The sequence below is a fragment of the Streptomyces sp. NBC_01306 genome, from assembly GCF_026340465.1.
In the GTDB taxonomy this organism is placed as follows: domain Bacteria; phylum Actinomycetota; class Actinomycetes; order Streptomycetales; family Streptomycetaceae; genus Streptomyces.
Genome location: NZ_JAPEPC010000001.1, coordinates 941,545 through 956,534 on the forward strand (window position 1 = coordinate 941,545; position 14,990 = coordinate 956,534).

9 protein-coding genes are annotated in these 14,990 nt (G+C 67.2%); 1 reads left to right on the top strand and 8 read right to left on the bottom strand.

Annotated features, from left to right (window positions below; genetic code table 11):
- Positions 1 to 52 precede the first annotated feature (52 nt).
- The 8 genes from dxs to ngcE form a co-directional block, all read right to left on the bottom strand.
- Positions 53 to 1,975 carry a 1-deoxy-D-xylulose-5-phosphate synthase gene (dxs, locus tag OG385_RS04110; protein ID WP_266851916.1) on the bottom strand — a complete coding sequence of 641 codons (1,923 nt, stop codon included), beginning with the start codon at positions 1,973 to 1,975 and terminating at the stop codon, positions 53 to 55.
- 185 nt (positions 1,976 to 2,160) lie between these two features.
- Positions 2,161 to 3,447 (bottom strand): sugar ABC transporter permease, encoded by a 1,287-nt coding sequence (locus OG385_RS04115; protein ID WP_266851918.1) that lies wholly within the window; start codon positions 3,445 to 3,447, stop codon positions 2,161 to 2,163.
- A complete protein-coding gene (locus OG385_RS04120) occupies positions 3,444 to 4,232 on the bottom strand; it encodes an ATP-binding cassette domain-containing protein (protein WP_266851920.1) in 789 nt (262 codons plus the stop codon). Before OG385_RS04120 ends, OG385_RS04115 begins: the two co-directional genes overlap by 4 nt.
- A gap of 173 nt (positions 4,233 to 4,405) precedes the next feature.
- On the bottom strand, positions 4,406 to 5,512 hold the full coding sequence (locus tag OG385_RS04125; RefSeq protein ID WP_266860620.1) for a sugar ABC transporter substrate-binding protein: 1,107 nt from the start codon (positions 5,510 to 5,512) through the stop codon (positions 4,406 to 4,408).
- Between the two features lie 132 nt (positions 5,513 to 5,644).
- Complete coding sequence (locus tag OG385_RS04130) at positions 5,645 to 6,844, bottom strand: ROK family transcriptional regulator (RefSeq protein WP_266851922.1); 1,200 nt, start codon at positions 6,842 to 6,844, stop codon at positions 5,645 to 5,647.
- Positions 6,845 to 7,147: 303 nt separating this feature from the next.
- On the bottom strand, positions 7,148 to 8,062 hold the full coding sequence (locus OG385_RS04135) for a carbohydrate ABC transporter permease (protein ID WP_266851924.1): 915 nt from the start codon (positions 8,060 to 8,062) through the stop codon (positions 7,148 to 7,150).
- A 1-nt stretch (position 8,063) separates the two neighbouring features.
- A complete protein-coding gene (locus OG385_RS04140) occupies positions 8,064 to 8,987 on the bottom strand; it encodes a carbohydrate ABC transporter permease (protein WP_266851926.1) in 924 nt (307 codons plus the stop codon).
- 49 nt (positions 8,988 to 9,036) lie between these two features.
- Positions 9,037 to 10,482 carry an N-acetylglucosamine/diacetylchitobiose ABC transporter substrate-binding protein gene (ngcE, locus tag OG385_RS04145; RefSeq protein ID WP_266851928.1) on the bottom strand — a complete coding sequence of 482 codons (1,446 nt, stop codon included), beginning with the start codon at positions 10,480 to 10,482 and terminating at the stop codon, positions 9,037 to 9,039.
- Positions 10,483 to 10,954: 472 nt separating this feature from the next.
- On the opposite strand from ngcE, the gene OG385_RS04150 reads away from it, so the two are divergent.
- The gene (locus OG385_RS04150) at positions 10,955 to 14,779 is read left to right on the top strand and encodes a GH92 family glycosyl hydrolase (RefSeq protein ID WP_266851930.1); all 3,825 of its coding nucleotides are present in this window, start codon (positions 10,955 to 10,957) and stop codon (positions 14,777 to 14,779) included.
- Positions 14,780 to 14,990 lie beyond the last annotated feature (211 nt).

Below are 14,990 nucleotides of genomic sequence, written 5' to 3' on the forward strand. Positions count from 1 at the left end.
AGGCCCCACCGGCTCGTCCGGTGCCGCGCGGCCGCGCGCGTGGGTGGTGCGGTCAGTCGCGGGCGGGCTCCGCCGACGCGGCCGACGGGCTGTCGTACCGGCCGTCGATCTTCGCGACGAGGCCGGTGACCTGGCGCGCGATGTCCGGCGCGGTCAGCCCGATCTCGGCCATGACCTGCTTGCGCGAGGCGTGGTCGAGGAAGCGCGGCGGGATGCCGAAGTCCCGCAGCGGGACGTCGACCCCGGCGTCGCGGAGCGCCTGGGCGACCGCTGAACCGACGCCCCCGGCCCGGCTGTTGTCCTCGACGGTGACGACCACCCGGTGCTGCTCGGCGAGCGGGGCGAGCGCCTCGTCGACCGGCTTGACCCAGCGCGGGTCGACCACGGTGGTGGAGATCCCCTGCTTGTTGAGCAGTTCGGCGATCTCCAGGCACATCGGGGCGAGCGCGCCGACGGAGACGAGCAGGACGTCCGGCGCGGTGGTGCCCGCCTCGCGCAGCACGTCCATCCCGCCGACCCTGCCGACGGCGGGGACGGCCGGGCCGACCACGCCCTTCGAGTAGCGCACCACGGTCGGCGCGTCCTCGACCCGGACGGCCTCGCGCAGCTGGGCGCGGACCTGCTCGGCGTCGCGCGGGGCGGCGATGCGCAGCGTCGGGACGCACTGGAGGATGGACATGTCCCACATGCCGTTGTGCGAGGCGCCGTCGTCGCCGGTGACCCCGGCCCGGTCCAGTACGAAGGTGACACCGCACTTGTGCAGGGCCACATCCATCAGGAGCTGGTCGAAGGCGCGGTTGAGGAAGGTCGCGTAGACCGCGAAAACCGGGTGCAGCCCGCCCGTCGCGAGCCCGGCGGCGGAGACCGCCGCGTGCTGCTCGGCGATCCCGACGTCGTACACCCGCCCGGGGAACTCCTTCGCGAACTTGGTCAGGCCGACCGGCTGGAGCATGGCCGCCGTGATGGCGACGATGTCCTCGCGCTCCCGGCCGAGCTTGACCATCTCGTCGCCGAACACCGAGGTCCAGCTCGCGGCGGCGGCCTTGATCGGCAGACCGGTGTCCGGGTGGATCGGGCCGATGCCGTGGAAGTGGTCGGCCTCGTCCTGCTCGGCGGGCTGGTAGCCGCGGCCCTTCTCCGTGAGGCAGTGCACGATGACGGGTCCGCCGAAGCCCTTGGCGCGCTCCAGCGCCGACTCCAGGGCCGCGATGTCGTGGCCGTCGATCGGGCCGACGTACTTCAGGCCGAGGTCCTCGAACATGCCCTGCGGGGCGATGAAGTCCTTGAGGCCCTTCTTCGCGCCGTGCAGGGTCTCGTACAGCGGCTTGCCGACGACCGGCGTGCGTCCCAGGAGGTCCTTGCCGCGGGCCAGGAAGCGCTCGTATCCGTCGGTCGTGCGGAGCGTGGCGAGGTGGTTGGCCATCCCGCCGATGGTGGGCGCGTAGGAGCGCTCGTTGTCGTTCACGACGATGACGAGCGGGCGGTCCTTGGCGTCGGCGATGTTGTTCAGCGCCTCCCAGGCCATCCCGCCGGTGAGCGCGCCGTCACCGATCACGGCGACGACGTGGTCGTCCTTCTTGAGTACCTGGTTGGCCTTGGCGAGGCCGTCGGCCCAGCCCAGCACCGTCGAGGCGTGCGAGTTCTCGATGACGTCGTGGTCGGACTCGGCGCGCGAGGGGTAGCCGGAGAGGCCGCCCTTGGTGCGCAGCATCCCGAAGTCCTGGCGGCCGGTGAGCAGCTTGTGCACGTAGCTCTGGTGACCGGTGTCGAAGAGCACCCGGTCCTTCGGTGAGTCGAAGACGCGGTGCAGGGCGATGGTCAGCTCGACAACACCCAGATTCGGGCCGAGATGGCCACCGGTCTTGGACACGGCGTCGACGAGGAAGGTCCGGATCTCCCCGGCCAGCTGTTCCAGCTGCTCCGGGCCCAGCCTGTCCAGATCGCGCGGTCCCCTGATGCGGGTCAGCAGCGGCACCCGTGCCTCCTTGCGTTCGAACTGTGATCGAGCTTTGCCGGGTCTGTCGAGTCTAATGTTCCATCCGGGACAGTCGTCATCGGGCGGTGCGTCGTACGTCACCCGTTCGGCGTACGGGACGCACGGGAGCCCGGCGCGGGAGTGTCCCGGCCGGGCGTCCGATGTGCGGGTTGTCCGCCGCGCGGTCAGGCGCGGCCGGCGGACTTCTGGGTCTTGCGGGTCACGGCGTCGATCACGACCGTGGCGAGCAGGACGCCACCGGTGATCATGTACTGGATGGGCGAGGCGATGCCCTGAAGCGACAGGCCGTACTGGATCGAGACGATCACGAGTACGCCGAGCAGCGCGTTCCATGTGCGGCCGCGGCCGCCGAAGAGGCTGGTACCGCCGATGACGGCCGCCGCGATGGCGTTCATCAGCAGGTCACCGCTGCCGGCGCCCTGGTTGGCGGTGGCGATCTTGGAGGCCAGGAAGAGACCGCCGACGGCGGCGAACGTACCGGCGATGGCGAAGACGGAGATCCGGATCATCGTGACGTTGATACCGGCCCGCCGGGACGCCTCGACGCTGCCACCGAGTGCGAAGACCTTGCGGCCGTACGTGGTGCGGCGCAGGGCGAAGTCCGTGCCGACCAGTACCACCAGGAAGATCAGGACGGCGAGCGGCAGGCCCTTGTACTGGTTGTACATGTAGGCGACGGCGAGGCCGACGACCGCGAGCACGGCGGTCCGCAGCACGATCTCGCTGAGCGGCCGGGACGGCACGCCCGCGGCCTCACGGCGCCGGGCGTCGAGGAACGAGGTGAGGAAGAAGATCACCACGCCGACCACGGCGACGGCGTAGGCCACCGCCACGTCGGAGAAGAAGTAGCCCGTCATGTTCGCGATGGGCCCGTCGTCGGGCAGGTTGATCGTGCCGTTGTCGCCCAGGATCTGGAGCATGAAGCCGTTCCAGAACAGCAGACCGGCCAGGGTCACCGCGAACGCGGGAACGCCGATACGGGCGAAGAAGAAGCCGTGGATCGCGCCGGCGACCGTGCCGGTGAGGATGGCGAGCACCAGGGCCAGCCACTGGTTCATCCCGTGTGTGACGTTCAGCACGGCGAAGGCCGCACCGGAGACACCGGAGACCGAGCCGACCGAGAGGTCGATCTCGCCGAGCAGCAGGACGAAGACGATACCGACGGCGATCATGCCGGTACCGACCATGGTCACCGAGATGTCGGTGAGGTTGCCCGCGGTGAGGAAGCGCGAGTTCACGCTCTGGAAGATCGCGGCGATGACGATCAGGCCGACGATCACCGGGATGGAGCCGAGCTCACCCGCGCGTATCTTGCGCCGGAACTCGGACAGATAGCCGGCGAAGCCCTGCTCGCGGACGAGCAGCCGGGGGTCGACGGCGGCCACCGCGTCGGCGGCCGGGGCCGGGGCGTCCACCGCGGCGGGCGCGGGGGAGGTCTTGTCGATGCTCACTTCTGAACCTCCACACCGCGCGACGCACGACGGGTCACAGCGTTGTCCGTGGCGCCGGTGATGGCGGCGATGATCTCTTCCTGCGAGGTGGTCTTCACGTCGAAGACACCGTTGTTGCGGCCGAGCCTGAGCACCGCGACCTTGTCGGCGACGGCCTTGACGTCCGCCATGTTGTGGCTGATGAGCAGGACCGCGTGGCCGCGCTCACGGAGCCGCTCGACGAGGTCGAGGACCTGCGCGGTCTGCTCCACGCCGAGGGCCGCGGTCGGCTCGTCGAGGATGACGAGCTGGGGCTCACCGAGCATGGAACGCGCGATGGCCACGGTCTGGCGCTGACCGCCGGAGAGCGAGGCGATCGGGATGCGCACGCTGGGGATGCGGATCGAGAGCGTGGTCAGCAGCTCGCGGGAGCGGCGCTCCATCTCGACCTCGTCGAGGATGCCGCGCTTGCGCAGCTCCCGGCCGAGGTAGAGGTTGCCGACGACATCGATGTTGTCGCAGAGCGAGAGGTCCTGGTAGACGGTCGCGATGCCCAGGTTCTGCGCGTCGTGCGGCTTGTTGATCTGTACTGCCTTGCCTTCCCACTCGATGACACCGTCATCGATGGGGTGCACGCCTGCGATCGTCTTGACCAGCGTGGACTTTCCGGCTCCGTTGTCGCCGACCAGGGCGAGCACTTCACCGCCGTAGGCTTCGAGCTCCACATCGGTGAGCGCCTGGACGGCACCGAATCGCTTGGAGACCCCACGCAACGCCAGCACGGGCGTAGCGGACACTTGAACCATCTCCTTCGCCGCCTGACCGGCGGGGATACCGCGCTGCCATGAGAGCGCGGTGGCGTAAAGGACCCCTTGACCGGGGTGTACCGTCCGACGCCCGGCCCCGGTAGCGGGACGGTTGGGGGGCGGGGCGCCGGACGGGCTTCAGTGAGGCGTAATTCCCTTGCGGAGCAGGGGAATTACTTCAGACCGATCTTGTCGCACGCGGCCTTGTAGGCCGGGGTGCAGATGTCGGCGACCGTGTAGATGCCGTCCTTGATGACGGTGTCCTTGATGTTCGCCTTGGTCAGTGAGTAGACCGGGAAGATCACCGAGGGGATGTTCTTCTCGCTGGAGCTGTCGACCTTGGTCTTGACGATCGAGTCGAGCTTCTGGCCCTTGGCGAGCGCCACCGCCATCTCGGCCGCGACCGGGCCCTCACGGAGGTACGGCTTGTAGACGCTCATGTACTGCGTACCGGCCACGATGCGCTGCACACCGGCGAGTTCGGCGTCCTGACCGGTGACCGGCGGGATCGGGGAGACACCGGCGGACTTGAGGGCGGTGATGACGCCGCCCGCCATGCCGTCGTTGGCGGAGAGGACGCCGATGACGTTCTTCTTGCCGATGGCGGTGATCGCGCCCTCCATGTTGGAGTTGGCGTTCTCCGGCTTCCACTCCTTGGTGTCGTACTCCTTGCCGATGTTCACCTTGCCGTCGAGGACGGAGTGAGCGCCCTTCTTGTAGTCGGCGGCGTTCGGGTCGGTCGAGGAGCCGTTCATCATGACGATCTTGCCGGACTTGGCCTTGGAGCCGAGCGCCTTCAGCAGCGCGGTGCCCTGCGTCTTGCCGACGGTCTGGTTGTCGAAGGAGACATACGAGTCGATCGGTCCCTCGGCGAGGCGGTCGAAGGCGACGACGGGGATGCCCGCCTCCTTGGCCTTCTTGACCGAGGAGGCTATCGACTTGGCGTCGACGGCGTCCACGATGATGGCGTCCACCTGGTTGGTGACCATGGTGTCCATCTGCTGGCTCTGCGTGTCGGCCTGCTGCTTGGCGTTGACGTAGGTGATCTTGCCCTTGCCGTGCGTCAGCTCCTTGACCTTCTTCTCGATCAGGGGCTTGTCGAACTTCTCGTACCGGGCGGTCTGGTTCTCCGGCAGGAGCAGACCGATGTTGAGGGCATCGCCCTTCTTGGCGGAGTTCGAGGACGCCTTGTCCTTCCCGCCCGACTCCTTGGCGCTGCCACAGGCCGCGAGAGAGACAGCCATAGCGGTGACGGCCACGGCCACGGCGGCACGACGCATCTGCGTGTTCACTTCAGAAACCTCCCTGACGAGGCCGCGACATTGCGGCCGAGGTGCCTGGAGTCAACTCGGCTGCCAGGCCAGCGTCAAGGAGTAAATCCTTAACGAGATGGCAACGGTGTCATTCGTTATCTAAGTGAAGGCAGGAGTGCCGGTGGGCAGCGCCGTGTCCAAAAGACTTGAATCGCCCATTTCACTGAGGACCAGCGCCAGCGCGCCCAGCACTTCGGCCCGGCCGCCGAGCGCCCCGGGGAGCACCGACAGCTGCCGTGCCGCGCTGGGGATCGCGTACCTGCCGACCGACTCCCGGATGGGGTTGAGCACCAGCTCACCGGCCTCGGCGAGATCCCCGCCGAGCACCACCCTGGTGGGGTTCAGGAGGTTGCAGAGGTTGGCCACGCCGCTGCCGATGTGCCGGCCGACGTCCGCGATCACCCGGCGGCAGCCCGGATCGCCCCCGCGGGCGAGCTGGACGACCCGCTCGATGGTCAGACCGGTGCCGTGGCTGGACTCCAGCAGGGGCAGGACGTACCGGGCCGCCGTGAAGGTCTCCAGGCACCCGCGGTTGCCGCAGCGGCAGACAGGGCCCGACTCGTCGAGCGTGATGTGCCCGATCTCGCCCGCCGTGCCGCCGGGGCCCCGGTAGATCTGCCCGTCGATCACCAGACCGGCTCCCACCCCGCTGGCGACCTTGATGTAGGCGAGGTCCCTGACCCCGCGCCCGCTCCCCCAGACCAGTTCGCCGAGCGCGCCCAGGTTGGCGTCGTTGTCGACGTACACCGGCACTCCGAGCCTGGACGCCAGCTCGTCGCTCGGGTTGATCCCGGACCACCCCGGCAGGATCGACGTGGAGCCGAGGGTGCCCGACTCGACGTCGATCGGCCCCGGCACCCCGAGCCCCACACCGACGACCTTGTCAGCGCCGATGCCGGTGGCCTCGATCAGCCGGTTGACCAGCTCCTCGGCCCGGCCGAAGCCCTCCGCGGCCGAGGCGTCCACATCCAGCGGCTCGGACTCCTCGGCGAGCACCTGGTGGGCGAGGTTGCCCACGGCCACCCGCAGATGCGTATGCCCGAAGTCGACCCCGATCACGATGCCCGCGGACCCGCTCAGCGAGACGCTGCGGGCGCGGCGTCCGCCGGCCGATGTCGGGGTGACCTCGACCGTGCCGCCCTCTTTCAGCTCGCGGACGATATTGGAGACCGTGGCTGCCGAGAGCCCCGTGCTGCGGGCGATCTCCGCCTGAGTGAGCGAGCCCGCCATACGCACCGCGCGTACGACCCGCTCAAGGTTGGCCCGGTGCAGAGATGTCTGCGACCCCGGAGTCTCCATCGACTCATCCACTCCTGCCACTGGCGGACGGCACGACGGCCGTCCCCGCGCGGGGCGCGTGTATTGAGCCCCGCCCTATCTCCAACATGTGAACCCTCAGCTGACCCTTTGGCCCTCTCTCCCGTCAAGACCTTGAGCAAGACCTTGAGCAAGGGCCGACACGGATGAGCGGGCGACACCCGGGGTGAAACGGACGAACCGCCCGACAGCGGATGCCGTCGGGCGGTTCGGAGCACAGATCCGGCGTGAAGATCCGGGCTGGGGACCCGGGCTGGAGACCCGGGGCGAACGGAAGAGGAAGTTCTACTTCAGTGCTCCCGCGGTCAGCCCCGCCACGACCTGCCGCTGGAAGATGATGTACGCCGCGAGGACCGGCAGCATCGCCATCACCAGACCGGCGAAGAGGCCGGAGTAGTCGCCCTTGTAGCCCTGGCTGGTGGCCAGTTCGACCAGGCCCTGGGCCAGCACCCGCTGCTTCGGGTCGGTGTTCAGCACCGTGGGCAGCAGGTACTGGTTCCACTGGCCCAGGAAGTTGAAGATGCCCACGCTGATCAGGCCCGGCTTGGCCATCGGCAGCATCACCTGGAAGAAGGTCCGGGTGTGCGAGGCGCCGTCGAGCGTCGCGGCCTCGGCCACTTCTCCCGGCAAGGTCCGGAAGAACGAGGTGAGGAAGAAGACCGTGAACGGCAGTGAGTAGGCGATGTAGACCAGGATCAGGCCCTGGGTCGTGTTCAGCAGACTCATGTTGTTCATGACGAAGAACAACGGCACCAGCGCCAGGATGATCGGGAAGCTCATCCCCCCGACGAACAGGTAGTAGATGAACCGGTTCCCCGGGAAGTCGAAGCGCGCCAGCACATAGGCCGCCATGGAGCCGAGCAGCAGCGTGCCGATCAGCGAACCGCCGACGACCACGATGGTGTGCCCGAAGTACTGACCCATGTGCGCCTGGCCCCAGGCACGGGACCAGTTCTCGAAGTGCAGCCGGTCGGGCAGCTTCCACGGCTTGGCGAGGATGTCGTGGTCGTTCTTGAACGAGGACATCACCGCCCACAGCAGCGGCACCACGACCAGGACCGCCCAGATGATGAGCACGCCGTGCGAGAAGACGTTGAGGGTGCCGCCCTCGCTCTTCTTCGCCGGGGGCGCGGTGGGCTTGGCCGGCGGCGCGGGCTCGCGGTCCTTGGTGAGCTCGGCCGGAGGGGTGTCAGTGGTCATCTCAGAACTCCAGCCGCTCGCGCCGGCCCAGTCGCATCACGATGGCGGCGAACACCATGGTGAGTACGAGGAGGGCGACACCGATCGTTGTCGCGTATCCGGCCTGCCCGTCGCGGAACGCCGTCTGGTAGACGAACAGCGGCAGCACGGTGGTCGATTGGGCGGGCCCGCCCGGTCCCACACTCATGATGTTCACCGCGGCGAACGCCTCGGCGCCGAGGGACAGGATGCCCATGTACACCCAGCCCGACTGCACGGTGTCCCAGAGCAGCGGAAGAGTGATCCGGAAGAAGGTCGTGACCCGGCTGGCGCCGTCCAGCAGCGCCGCTTCGTAGAAGTCCTTCGGGATGGACGCCATACCGGCGGAGAAGAGCACCACGAAGAAGCCGACCTGGGACCAGACCAGGACCGCGAAGATGCACCAGAGGGCCAGCTTCGGGTCGCCGAGCCAGTCCGGCTGGATGCTGTCGAGATGGACCGCGCTCAGGGCCCCGTTGAGGATGCCCCCGTCGGGGTTGTAGATGAACCTGAAGAGCAGGGCGACGATCGCGATCGACAGCACCTGCGGGAAGAAGTACGCGATCTTGTAGAACCCCGAGCCGCGTACGCCCGCGATGGCCGCGCCCTTACGGCGGCGGCCGCCGACATTCAGCATGAAGGCGAAGAACAGCGCGAGGCCGAGCGTCACCAGCGGCAGCAACAGCACGAAAAGGACGCTGTGTTCCAGGGACTTCCAGAATGTGGAGTCGTGGAGCATCCGGCTGTAGTTGTCGAAGCCGACCATCTTGAAGTCCGGGCTCAAGCCGGTCCAGTCGGTGAACGAGTAATAGATCGACTGAATGAACGGCCATATGACGAAGACTGCGTACAACGCCAGTGGGACTACCAAGAATCCCACAATGAACCGGTACTTACCTTGTTGCATGGTTACCGACCCCGATCTTCCGGCGGGTGCCGCCGCTGGTGACGCGTGCTCACTGGTGCTTGTAGTGGGTGATCGACGTGTCCTTGGCCGCCGCGTCCGTGTACTGCTGACACTTCTTGATGGCCTCGGCCGGGGTCATACGGCCGGCCATCATCTCGCCGAGTACGGAGACACCGATCTGCTCCTTCTGGAGCTTCACGTACCAGTCCTGGAGGCGCGGGTTGAGGACGTTGTCGCCCGCAGCCTTCAGAGCGCCGAGGGCCGACTTGAGGCCCGGCGTCAGCGTCAGACCGTCGGTGCCGCCGTTGAAGGCGGACAGCGACTTCACCTTGGACGTGAAGGTCTTGGAGGATGCCTCGCTGAGCATGATGCGCAGCTGGTCCATGCCCGCCTCGGGGTTCTTGGCGTTCTTCGGCACGATGAAGGGCTCACCGCCACCGGCCCAGAGGGTGCCGAACGGCATCTTGTCGGAGGAGTCCAGGCTGGACGGCGCGCCGACCCGCATCTCGAAGTCCTTGGGCGTGGTCTTCGCCGACTCGTTCTCCACCCAGGAGCCGTTGGGGATGAAGAGCGCCTTGCCCGCGGTCCAGGCCGTCTGGGACTGGATGTGGTCGATGCCGGGCGTGCCCTTGAGGATGTAGCCCTTCTTGAAGAGCTCGTAGTAGGCCTCGAACCCGGCCTTGACCGCGGGGTGCTTCCAGGCGTTGGGCGCCAGGTCGTCGATGTCGTCGAGGACCTTGCGGCCGCCGATCTTGCCGATGAAGGGGAAGAGCGAGAACGGCAGGTAGTACGGGTACTTGCCCGCGTACGTCCAGCCGGCGATGCCCTTCTTCTTCGCCTTGGCACAGACGGAGAGCATGTCGTCCCAGGTCTTCGGGTACTCGACGCCGAGCTTGTCCAGGTTGGTCTGCGAGTACCACACGCCGTAGACGGTGTACGCGTAGTTCATGATGTAGCAGGCCTGGCCCTCGTACTGGCCCATCTCCACGATGCCCGCGCGCAGGGTGTCCCTGACCTTCTTGGCCGGGTCGTCGACGGACGGCGCGTCCAGCAGCGGCGTGAGGTCGGTCAGCTGCTTCTTGCCGACCAGGACACCCATGTCCATCTGCTCGGCGCCCGAGTTGTCGATCAGGTCCGGCGGGGTGCCGCCGTTGAAGCGCGGCTGCAGCTCGGACTGGATCTTCTGCGTGGCCGAGAAGTTCACCTTCGACTTCGGGTGCGCCTTCGAGTACAGCGCGTTGGCTGCCTTGGCGTAGTCGGTGCCGAAGCCACCGTCGAAGACGACCATGTCGAGCGGGGCGGTCTCGTTCACACCCAGCGGGTTACTGGCGGTCGTCTTGCCCTTTTTGACCTGCTTGTCGCCGCTGCTGTCACTGCTCGCGCAGGCAGAGAGGAAACTCATCGTCGGAACGGTGATCAGGCCGAGAGCGGCAGACCGCTTGATCAGATCACGACGGCCGAGGCCCTCATTGGTGCGGGCGGAGGTGGATCCCATGCTCAAGTCCTCGCCTTCTACAGGACTCAGGCGGTGTACCGGTCGCCCGTTGAGAATTCGCCTCAGGCGAAGGGCCCCGCCACCGCGGTCAGTTGACGCTGGGGTTGCACTGGCTGCAGGAGGGAAAGCTTGGGAATACGGCCGGGGTGCCGTGAAGCCCCCGCCCCGATCCCCGCCCCCCTGGTCCGCCGCCAAAGACACGGCTAGGCGGACGTCGACAGGTATAGTCCACTTCCCTTCGACTGGGCAAGATCGAATGCAGGTTTGAACGTCAGTCTTTCCCGAGTTGAGACCTCACAGACATCTGGTGCACTCCGCCCACGGAGTGACACCCACTCCTGAGAGCGCGTCCAATTCTTCCTGCCGCGCGCCGTCAACACCCTTGACTCAGCTGTCACTTACCTTCCTACTGGACTTTGCGCAGCAGAATGACAACGTTGTCCATAACGTTCAGGTGAGAGGAAAGACCCTCATGCAGACCAGACCTCGGCACAGGGCCGGCCCGGCCGCCGCCCTGGTGGCGGCCGCTTTTGTGCTCGTCGTGGCGGGGCAGGGCGCGGCCGTCGCCCAGCCCGCCCAACCCCATGTAGGGGACAAGGGGTTCAGCTCCTCGTTCGAAGCGGACCAGCCGCAGCCGGACTGGCGCAATACCGTTGAAGTGGACCAGGACGGCCATAAAAGGTCCTCCGGTATCGATGGCACCATCAATGCGGGAATACCCGGCAATGTCACGGACCATGTCGTCACCGTGCGGGCCAGTGACGAGAACGCCGGAAGCGGTGAGGGCAAGGGCAGCCTCATCGACATCAACCCGGACACCAAATGGCTCGCATTCCACCCCACGGCATGGGTGGAGTTCGATCTCGACGAGGCGGTCAAGCTCAAGACGTACGCGCTGACGTCCGCCAACGACCACGACGAGCGCGACCCGAAGGACTGGACCCTCCAGGGCTCCACCGACGGCAAGGACTGGAAGACCCTCAGCACCCAGCAGGGCCAGGACTTCGACAAGCGGTTCCAGACGAAGTCGTACGACATCGCGGGCGCGGACACCGCGTACGCGCACTACCGCCTCGACATCACCGCCAACCACGGAGCCACCGACGCGGTGCAGCTCGCCGACGTCCAGTTCTCGGACGGCGACACGAGCACGCCCCCGCCGTCGGACATGGTGACCCGGGTGGACAGCGGGCCCACCTCGTCGCCGACCGCCAAGACGGGCGCCGGGTTCACCGGCACCAGGTCGCTGCGGTACGAGGGTACGCAGAAGGGCACGGGCCGCGCGTACTCGTACAACAAGGTCTTCGACGTCAACACCCGGATCAGCCGGAACACCGAGCTGTCGTACAAGGTCTTCCCCGAGATGGGCAAGACCGACCTGAACTACCCGTCCACCAATGTGGCGGTCGACCTCGCCTTCACGGACGGCACCTATCTGAGCGATCTGAAGGCCACCGACTCCAATGGCGGGCTGCTGACGCCGCAGGGGCAGGGGGCCGCCAAGCGGCTGTATGTCAACCAGTGGAACGCCGTCTCGGCGGACATCGGGACGGTCGCCGCCGGCAAGACCGTCGACCGGATCCTGGTGGCGTACGACTCCCCCAAGGGCCCGGCGGTGTTCCGGGGCTGGATCGACGACATCTCGCTGGCGGCCAAGAAGGCGGAGAAGCCGTCCGCGCACCTCTCCGACTACGCCCTGACCACCCGGGGCACCAATTCGAGCGGCTCCTTCTCGCGCGGCAACAACTTCCCGGCGACCGCCGTCCCGAACGGCTTCAACTTCTGGACGCCGGTCACCGACGCAGGCTCCACCAGCTGGCTCTACAACTACGCGAACGGCAACAACGCCGACAATCTGCCCACACTCCAGGCCTTCAGCGCCAGCCATGAGCCGAGCCCCTGGATGGGTGACCGGCAGACCTTCCAGGTGATGCCGTCGGTGGACTCCGGCACCCCCGACGCCTCCCGGACCAAGCGCGCCCTCCCCTTCAAGCACGAGAACGAGGTCGCGAAGCCCGACTACTACGGGGTCACCTTCGAGAACGGCCTCAAGGCCGAGATGACGCCGACCGACCACGCGGCGATGATGCGGTTCACCTACCCCGGTGACAACGCCAGCATGATCTTCGACAACATCTCCAACGACGGCGGCCTCACGCTGGACCCGAAGACCGGCACCTTCAGCGGCTACTCGGACGTCAAGAGCGGCGGCTCCACCGGGGCCACCCGGATGTTCGTCTACGGCGTGGTCGACACCCCGGTCACCGCGAGCTCCAAGCTCACCGGCGGGGGCGGCGACAACGTCACCGGCTACATGCGCTTCAAGCCGGGCAAGAACCGCACGGTCACCCTGCGCATCGCCACCTCGCTCATCGGCGTGGACCAGGCGAAGTCCAACCTCGCCCAGGAGCTCCCCGCGTCGTCCACCTTCGCCGGGACCGAGGCGAAGGCCCGCTCCCAGTGGGACAGGATCCTCGGCAAGATCGAGGTGCAGGGAGCCACGCACGACCAGCTGACCTCGCTCTACTCGTCCATGTACCGGCTGTATCTCTACCCGAACTCGGGCTCGGAGAAGGTCGGTTCGAAGACGGAGTACGCGAGCCCCTTCTCGGCCAAGGCCGGTGACAACACCCCGACGCACACGGGCGCCAAGGTCGTGAAGGGGTCGGTGTACGTCAACAACGGCTTCTGGGACACCTACCGGACGACCTGGCCGGCGTACTCCTTCCTCACCCCGAAGAAGGCGGGAAAGCTGGTCGACGGCTTCGTCCAGCAGTACAAGGACGGCGGCTGGATCTCCCGCTGGTCCTCCCCCGGCTACTCCGACCTGATGACCGGCACCAGTTCGGATGTGGCGTTCGCCGACGCCTATGTCAAGGGCGTGAAGTTCGACGCGAAGGCGGCGTACGAGGCGGCCCTGAAGAACGCCACGGTCGTCCCGCCCAGCTCGGGCGTCGGCCGCAAGGGCATGGACACCTCGCCCTTCACGGGCTACGCCTCCACCGCGACCAACGAGGGCATGTCGTGGTCGATGGAGGGCTACGTCAACGACTACGGCATCGCGCAGATGGGCAAGGCGCTCTACAAGAAGACCCACGAGACCCACTACAAGGAGGAGTCGGAGTACTTCCTCAACCGGGCGCAGAACTACGTCAAGCTCTTCGACCCCGAGGTCGGCTTCTTCCAGGGCCGTACCCCGGACGGCAGCTGGCGGCTCCCGGCCGACAAGTACGACCCGAGGGTCTGGGGCTACGACTACACCGAGACCGACGGCTGGGGGTATGCCTTCACCGCTCCGCAGGACTCGCGCGGTCTGGCCAACCTCTACGGCGGCCAGGCGGGTCTGGCGAAGAAGCTGGACACCTACTTCTCGACGCCGGAGACGGCGGGCCCCGAGTACACCGGCTCGTACGGCGGTGTCATCCACGAGATGACCGAGGCGCGCGACGTACGGATGGGCCAGTACGGGCACAGCAACCAGGTGGCGCACCACGTCACCTATATGTACGACGCGGCGGGTCAGCCCTGGAAGGCGCAGGAGAAGATCCGCGAGGTGCTCGGCCGGCTGTACACCGGCAGTGACATCGGGCAGGGCTACCACGGCGACGAGGACAACGGCGAGCAGTCGGCCTGGTACATCTTCTCCTCGCTCGGCTTCTACCCCCTGGTGATGGGCAGCGGCGAATTCGCCGTCGGCTCACCGCAGTTCACCAAGGCCACCGTGCACCTGGACAACGGCAAGGACCTGGTGGTCAAGGCTCCGCAGAACAGCACCAAGAACATCTATGTGCAGGGCCTCAAGGTGAACGGCAAGGCGTGGAACTCCACCGCGCTGCCCAATGACGTTCTGCAGCACGGCGGCACCCTGGACTTCGCCATGGGCCCGCAGCCGTCGAAGTGGGGCACCGGGAAGAACGCGGCCCCGGTCTCGATCGCCAAGGACGACAAGGTGCCGTCGCCGCGCGAGGACGCGACGAGTGGTTCCGGTGCGCTCTTCGACAACACGTCGAAGACGGACGCCACGTTCACCTCGGCCGACCTCCCCGTGAAGTCGGCGACGCGGACCGTGCAGTACACCCTCACCTCGTCGGACAAGGCCAAGGCCCCGACCGGGTGGAAGCTGGAGGGCTCCACGGACGGCACGAAGTGGACCACTCTGGACCAGCGCTCGGGTGAGTCGTTCGGCTACGACAAGCAGACCCGGGTCTTCTCCGTGGCCCACCCCGGCACGTACCAGAAGTACCGCCTGGTGAGCACCGGGACGGCGACGCTGGCGGAGGTGGAGCTGCTCTCCTGATCCGCGGGTGATCGACCGCACGGAGTGAACTGCGGGGGCGGGGCCGGGACTTCCTGGCCCCGCCCCTCGGCGCGTACGGGGCCCGGCGGCCACGCCGGTCCCGGGCCGTGCGCTCCCGTACCCACGGCCGGGTTCCGTGCGGATCACCGCCGACCTCTGGAAACATCTCCGGCGATGCCGTATTAGTAATGTCGGCAAACAAATCGATCGG

Excerpts from the sequence above, each read along its gene's own strand:
- OG385_RS04135 (WP_266851924.1), bottom strand. The coding sequence starts at position 8,062 with ATGACCACTGACACCCCTCCGGCCGAGCTCACCAAGGACCGCGAGCCC.
- OG385_RS04120 (WP_266851920.1), bottom strand. The coding sequence starts at position 4,232 with ATGGTTCAAGTGTCCGCTACGCCCGTGCTGGCGTTGCGTGGGGTCTCC.
- ngcE (WP_266851928.1), bottom strand. The coding sequence starts at position 10,482 with ATGGGATCCACCTCCGCCCGCACCAATGAGGGCCTCGGCCGTCGTGAT.
- OG385_RS04150 (WP_266851930.1), top strand. The coding sequence starts at position 10,955 with ATGCAGACCAGACCTCGGCACAGGGCCGGCCCGGCCGCCGCCCTGGTG.
- OG385_RS04125 (WP_266860620.1), bottom strand. The coding sequence starts at position 5,512 with ATGCGTCGTGCCGCCGTGGCCGTGGCCGTCACCGCTATGGCTGTCTCT.
- OG385_RS04140 (WP_266851926.1), bottom strand. The coding sequence starts at position 8,987 with ATGCAACAAGGTAAGTACCGGTTCATTGTGGGATTCTTGGTAGTCCCA.
- OG385_RS04130 (WP_266851922.1), bottom strand. The coding sequence starts at position 6,844 with ATGGAGACTCCGGGGTCGCAGACATCTCTGCACCGGGCCAACCTTGAG.